At 72.6% G+C, this 6,412-nt stretch carries 4 protein-coding genes, 1 tRNA gene and 2 pseudogenes; 5 read left to right on the top strand and 2 right to left on the bottom strand.

The annotated features are described in order from the left end of the window. Positions 1-532, top strand: a 532-nt coding sequence (locus tag PV721_RS26485) for an NAD(P)H-dependent oxidoreductase (protein ID WP_319728348.1), incomplete at its 5' end; no start/stop codon positions are given. A gap of 495 nt (positions 533-1,027) precedes the next feature. Here PV721_RS26485 and PV721_RS26490 read toward each other — a convergent pair. Continuing rightward, positions 1,028-1,369: a hypothetical protein gene (locus PV721_RS26490; protein ID WP_319728349.1), complete on the bottom strand. Its 342-nt coding sequence runs from the start codon at positions 1,367-1,369 to the stop codon at positions 1,028-1,030. Between the two features lie 471 nt (positions 1,370-1,840). Here PV721_RS26490 and PV721_RS26495 point away from each other — a divergent pair. After that, positions 1,841-2,459 (top strand): annotated as a pseudogene (locus PV721_RS26495) (bifunctional DNA primase/polymerase). Further along, positions 2,450-2,523: transfer RNA gene (locus PV721_RS26500), tRNA-Lys, on the top strand. The pseudogene PV721_RS26495 and the gene PV721_RS26500 overlap by 10 nt, the downstream one beginning before the upstream one ends. A 66-nt stretch (positions 2,524-2,589) precedes the next feature. Here PV721_RS26500 and PV721_RS26505 read toward each other — a convergent pair. After that, a complete protein-coding gene (locus PV721_RS26505; RefSeq protein ID WP_319728350.1) occupies positions 2,590-3,825 on the bottom strand; it encodes a M6 family metalloprotease domain-containing protein in 1,236 nt (411 codons plus the stop codon). A gap of 345 nt (positions 3,826-4,170) precedes the next feature. On the opposite strand from PV721_RS26505, the gene PV721_RS26510 reads away from it, so the two are divergent. Both PV721_RS26510 and PV721_RS26515 read left to right on the top strand, forming a co-directional pair. Next, positions 4,171-6,042 (top strand): putative bifunctional diguanylate cyclase/phosphodiesterase, encoded by a 1,872-nt coding sequence (locus PV721_RS26510; RefSeq protein WP_319728352.1) that lies wholly within the window; start codon positions 4,171-4,173, stop codon positions 6,040-6,042. Between the two features lie 119 nt (positions 6,043-6,161). Then, a pseudogene (locus PV721_RS26515) lies at positions 6,162-6,412 on the top strand (hypothetical protein); the annotation flags it as partial.

Consider the following 6,412-nt stretch of genomic DNA (forward strand, 5'->3'; position numbering starts at 1 on the left):
CACCTCCTCCGGCCGCCCCCTCGCCCACTGGGTCACGGAGCAGGCCCGCGCGCACGGCGGCTTCGAGGTCACGCCCGTCGACCTCGCCGAGATCGCGCTGCCCTTCCTCGACGAACCCGAATACGCCTCGACCGGCAACTACGCCCACCAGCACACCCGCGACTGGAGCGCCCTGGTCGACTCGGCCGACGCCTTCCTCTTCGTCCTGCCGATGTACAACGGCGGCTTCAGCGCGCCCTTCAAGAACGCCATCGACTTCCTCTACAACGAGTGGAAGGGCAAGGCGGTCGGCCTCGTCAGCTACAGCGCCGGCCCCACCGGCGGCGTCCCGGCCGCCGAGATGCTGCTGCCGGTGCTCACCCGCCTCGGCATGCTGCCCGCCGAGCGCTCCGTCGCGATCCCCGGCATCCCCAAGCTGATCGGGCCCGAGGGCTTCGAGGCCCCCGAGGTGCTCACCGGCGAGCTGGCCGGCGTACTGGACGACGTGGCCGCGCTGGCCGCGCAGCGCGCCGCGGAGTCCGTCACGGTGTGAGCCTCCCGGTGAGGTGGTCGTACGTGGCGTGCGCGGTCGCCGGATCCAGCTCCGCGTCCTGGACGTCTTGACGGCCGGAGCCGGGGGGTGGGGTGCTCCGGTTCCGGTTCCCGGTCTCGGGAGCACCCCCGCGGGGATCAGGTCACGGGCAGCCGGGGCCCGTTCCGGGGTTGGTGCAGACGTCGGCGCCGGGGCCGCCGATGTTGCTGTTCGCACCCGGGCCGCCGTCGAGGTCGTCGTCGCCGGCTTCGCCGAACGGGGAGTCGTCACCGGGGCCGCCGGTCAGGGCGTCGTCCCCCTGGGAGGAGTCGCGCCCCGGGCGTGCGAGGCGGCGGCCGTGGCCGCGGAGGCGGCGCCGCGGCGGTCGGGGGGCCCGGGAGCGCGTCCATGTCGACCCTCTGTGCCGCCTCCCGCTCCCCCGGGTGCGGCGCCGTTGCCCGGGGGCGGCCCCCGTGTCTCGAACACCGGCGCCGCCGGGTCTCGGAGCGGGCCCCGCTAGGGCGTACCCGCGCCGCGCTGGAGGGATTCGCCGAACTCGATCATCTTGAGGGCGTAGTCCTCGGTCCACTCCGCCTGCTCGGCGATCACCGAGGGCGAGAGCCGGTCGAAGCGCCGGGGGTCCGCCAGCTGGGCCGCCGCCATGGCCTGGAACTCCACGGCCCGGTCCTGGGCCGCCCGGAAGGCGAGGGCCAGCTCGGTCGCCCGGGTCAGCAGCTCCCGGGGGTCCTCGATCGATTCCAGGTCGAAGAAGTGCTCCGGGTCCCCCGCGGCCTCTGAGGGCTCGAAGAGGAGCGGCGCCGGCCGTAGCCGTCGCTCGGTCCGCTCGGGCTCTGCCATCCGTGTCCTCCTGCTGCGCGTGCGAAATGCTTCCGGGCCACCGTCCATTGTCCAACGCCACGCAAGACCCCACGCGAGGTACTGGAACACCCGTACGGCCGACGAGGCGCACGAGCAGATCGACCGCCTCAGTGGCGAGGGAGTCGCACGGGCGAGCGACCGACGCCGGCCGCTGCACCGGAATCCCGAGCTCCCGACCGCGAGGCCGGCACCGCCCGGCCCGCCTCCGAGCAGCTGCCCACCTTCGGGCTGGACGGAGTGCGAACCGGCACGCCGGCACGGGGCGATCGGAGTCCCGGCGGCACGGAGGGCGGCCACTGCGGAGCCGCCCTGAACGCCCGCCGAGGCCGAGCGCGGCGCACTGGCAGCACTGGCATATGCGGGGCGCAACATACCTCAGAGATGCCCGCCGCGTCCCGATTTTCGGTAACTACCGGAGACCGTCTCACTACGACCGGTAGACCTTGGCATATGACGACCCTGACGACGGCTCCCGGCTGCACCGCCCTCGACGCGCGGACCGCGCGCACCGCGCCCGCCACCCACGTCACCCCGCAGGGCGCCGCCTGGCTCGCCTCCGCCTCCGCCCACCCCGGGAGCACCCTCGCACTCTGGAAGGCCCGGCCCGGCATGCCCGCCACGCTGCCCTGCGGGAGCGCCTTCGACGTCGTCAACGTTCCGCTCGTCCTCGGGCGCCGCGTCCTGGACCTGCTCTGGGCCGAGGGTCCCGGCTCCGGTCCGGTGGCCGTGCACCGCGGCCGGATGCTGCTCTTCGCCTCCCCCGGCACCGCCCACCGGCTTCCCGCCCTGCTGGCGTGGGAGCAGTGGGGTGCTTCCCGCACCGCCCCGGCGCCCCTGTGCCACGGCCCCGGCGACGCCGTCACCGTGCCGCCGCTGACCGCCGGCCCCGGCCCCTCCCGGTGGCTGGTCGCCCCCGACGCGCGGACGCCGTGGCTTCCCGGGCCCGAGGCCCTGCTCTGGGCCTTCGTACGGGCGGCCCGCAACCCCGCACCGACCGGACCTGGGGATATCGATTTTTCGTTCCGCGGATCCTCCTGCTAATGTCTTCCTCGTCAGCAAGCGCCGCTAGCTCAGTTGGTTAGAGCAGCTGACTCTTAATCAGCGGGTCCGGGGTTCGAGTCCCTGGCGGCGCACAGACGAGAAGAAGGCCCCCCACGCAAGTGGGGGGCCTTCTTCGTCGTGCCTCGACCGCGCCACGATCAGGTCGTGATCTTCACCGTGTACGCGCCCGACCGGGTCCGGTCCGCCACCTCGATGGTGATCCGCTCCCCCGGCACGGTGTACGTCTCGCCCACCTCCAGCGGCGCGTCCGCCAGCGGCGGGTACACCGAGCGATCCCAGCACGCCTCCGTGTCCGGATGCGCGTCCATCACCTCGATGGGGCCGCCGCCGGACGCCGCCTCGTTGCGCACCCGGTAGACGAGGACCCCTTCCGTGCAGGTGTCCCCGTCGTTGCCGGCGGAGCCCCGCGCCTCGACGGCGATCGCGCTGCCCGGGCCCGTACGGATCACCGCGAGCCGGGTCCCGCCCGTGCCGCCGCTCGGCGGGGCCTGTGCCAGCGGCTGGAGGGTGTGCAGCGAGGAGCCCGACTGCACGCAGTCAACCTGGGTGCCATCCAGCCAGCCCAGCTTCCACTTGTGCCAGGCGAAGAGGTCCGGGGCCATCCCGAACTGGCTGCCCATGACGTCCCAGTCGCCCACGTACGTGTCCCAGTCGCCCTTGCCGTCCGTGGGCCGGTGGTAGAGGTCGGGCAGGTCGAAGACGTGGCCGGTCTCGTGGGCCAGCACGTTGCGGTCCGGCGGGTGGCGCTCGAAGACGGTGACGATCCGCCGCAGTTCGGCGCCGTCCGCGACGATCGGGCGGTCGAAGTTGACGACCTTGGTGGCGTCGGAGTCCACCCCCGGCGCGTCCGGGTCGGCGACGAAGTAGACGACGTCGTACTTGGCGAAGTCCACCTCGGCGTCGGCGGCCGCGACCGCGTCCCGCAGGTAGGCCGCCCGGTCCCCGGGGGCCCAGTCCCGCCTTATCCCGTACGCGGTGGACGGCTTGGGCATCCGGATCCACTGCTTCTGCGGGTGCGGGGCCAGCCGGAAGCGCCCGTACGAGGCCTGCTCGAAGAACTCGCTGGTGGCGGGGAAGTAGTCGCCGGCGAGCTCCGAGGTCGTGAGGGTGCTGCGGTGGTCGGGGAAGGAGAGGAAGACCATGACCGCATCGAGCGTGCGCTCGGGCTTGGGGTAGGCGCCGTTCCAGCTGTCCAGGCCCAGCGAGTGGTGCGCGCCCGTCCGGGTCAGTGCGCAGGGTCCGGCGCCGGAATCGGCCACCGCGGGTCCCGCGACGAGCGACATGGCGGCGAGCGCAGTGAGGGAGGTGAGCGCCGCGGCGGCACTTCGGATGCGGGAACAGTCCACTCCCCCGGGTGTCTGCTGACGCGCCACATCGACCTCCGGTGGTGGATTCGTGCCTGTTTAGCCACCTTGAGGCGATCGTCTTACTAATGCCCTGTTCCGCTGCCCCACACGAGTGAGCAATGAGGCAAGCCGGTGACCCCCGGACTTCACACACCTGCCTACAGAACGTCACGACCGATCACCTGAGATCAGCCAGAGCCTTCGCACGTTCACAGCCGCGCAGAAACGATCAAGCGATCTTGGTCCGACGATCCGTCATCACGCCGAACTCCGGGACCTCACGCGGCGACGCCGCTGGATAGGGCCTCCCAGCAGCCTCTATGATCGGCACACTTTCCTGCACGGACACTCACGAACACTGCGGGGCCAACGGTGAGCGGAACCTCAGAAGGAACCGGTTCGGCGGCCGACAGCATCCGATCGGCCATTACGGAGCGTCACCCGGCAGTGCCGGCAGTGCCGTCGCGCGCCGATTCGGACCGGCGCGACTACCGGGCGGCCTTCAACGCGGCCCACCTCGCCATGGCCGTCGTGGACCGCGACGGCTACGTGGTCGCGGCGAACGAGGCCTTCGCCGGACTGCTGGGCAGCGAGCCGCACACGCTCGTCCACCAGTGCGCCGCCGACCTGGTGGACCTGGCCGCGGAGGCCCGCACCTGGGCCGCCTACCAGGAGGTGCTCCGCGGCCGGCAGGCCCGGCTGCGCTGCACCCGCCGCCTCAAGCACCCCGACGGGCACTCGCTGTGGACCGAGGTCACCCTGGGGCCCGTACCCGGGACCGGGGACGTCCTGCTGTCCGTCTCCGACATCAGCGACCGGCGCGACCTCCAGGCCCGGCTGCGCCACCTGCAGATGCACGACCCGGTCACGCGGCTGCCCAACCGGGCGCTCTTCTTCGAGCGGCTCTCCGCCGCCCTGGAGGCCTCCTCCTACGACCACGGCGGCGGCACCGGCCGGATCGGGCTGTGCTACCTGGACCTCGACGGGTTCAAGGCCGTCAACGACACCCTCGGCCACCGGGTCGGCGACCGGCTGCTGACGGCCGTCGCGGCCCGGCTGACCCAGTGCGCCGACCAGTCCGGGTACGGGCGCACCGGCGGGCACCTGGTCGCCCGGCTCGGCGGCGACGAGTTCGCCCTGCTGGTCGAGGACTCCACCGGCACCGAACAGCTCGCGGACCTGGCCCGGAGCGTACTGGCCGCCGTACAGGAGCCGTTCGACCTCGCCGGGCAGCGGCTGTCGGTCTCGGCGTCGATCGGGGTGGTGGAGCGGGCGACGGACGGCACCTCGGCCACCGGGCTGATGCAGGCCGCCGACACGACCCTGTACTGGGCCAAGGCCGACGGGAAGGCCCGCTGGACCCTCTTCGACCCGGAGCGCAACGCGCACCGCATGACCCGGCAGGCGCTCTCCTCGACGCTGCGCCCGGCGGTGGAGCGCGGGGAGTTCGAGCTGGAGTACCAGCCCCTGGTGGACCTGGAGAGCGGTGTGGTGCGCGGGGTCGAGGCCCTGGTGCGCTGGAACCACCCGCAGTTCGGCACGCTCACGCCGAATCGGTTCATCGGTATTGCGGAAGAGGACGGATCCATCGTCCAGTTGGGGCAGTGGGTGCTGCGGACCGCCTGCCGGCAGGCGCGGCGCTGGCAGATCGAGCAGCCCAGCGACGCGCCGGTCTTCGTGTCGGTGAACGTGGCCGTGCGCCAGGTGTGGGACTCCGACCTGGTGGGCGACGTGGCGGAGATCCTGGCCGAGACGGGCCTGGCGCCGCAGCTGCTCCAACTGGAACTGACCGAATCGGCCGTGATGGGCTCCGCGGGCCGGCCGCTGCAGGCCCTGCAGGCGCTCAGCGACATGGGCGTGCGGATCGCGATCGACGACTTCGGCACCGGCTACTCGAACCTGGCCTACCTCAGCCGGCTGCCGGTCTCGGTGCTGAAGCTGGACGGCTCCTTCGTACGGGGCTTCCGCTACGAGGAGGGCACGCACCCGAACCCGGCCGACGAGACGATCGTCGAGGCCCTGGTGCAGCTCGCGCACCGGCTGGGTCTGACGGTGACCGCAGAGTGCGTGGAGACCGCGGGGCAGGCGGCCCGGCTGCGGCGCGTCGGCTGCGACACCGGGCAGGGCTGGCTGTTCTCGCGGGCGGTGGCTCCGGACGTGATCGCCGGCATGATCGGGCGCCAGACGGCGGAGGCCGAACAAGCGGAGGGACCGGCCCCGCAGGCGGCCGGCCCCGGAGTGTGAGATACGCCCGATCGTGGAACCGAACGGCCTGGCCTTGTGGGCAGTTGTCCGCCGGGCGCCCCCTTGTGACGATCTTCCTGCTGTCAAGACCCGGACAGCGTTTCGATCAAGGGGGAACCATGAAACTGACCCGAGCTGCGCTCCTCCTCGCCACAGGCGCCCTGGCTCCTGCCCTGCTGCTCTCCACCCCGTCCTTCGCGGCGACACCGGCCGCCGGGCCGGCTGCCACGGCCGCGGTCGTGGTCGTGGGCTCGGACACGGAGAACGCCGCCGCCATCGCCAAGATCCTGGCCGACCCGGCCAGCGGCAAGGCCGTGATCCGCGAAGCCAACGAGGCCCTCAGCGGCACCCCCGAGGACCGGGTGGCCTT

Origin of the sequence: Streptomyces sp. MB09-01 (genome assembly GCF_033794505.1) — a bacterium.
Lineage (GTDB): Bacteria > Actinomycetota > Actinomycetes > Streptomycetales > Streptomycetaceae > Streptomyces.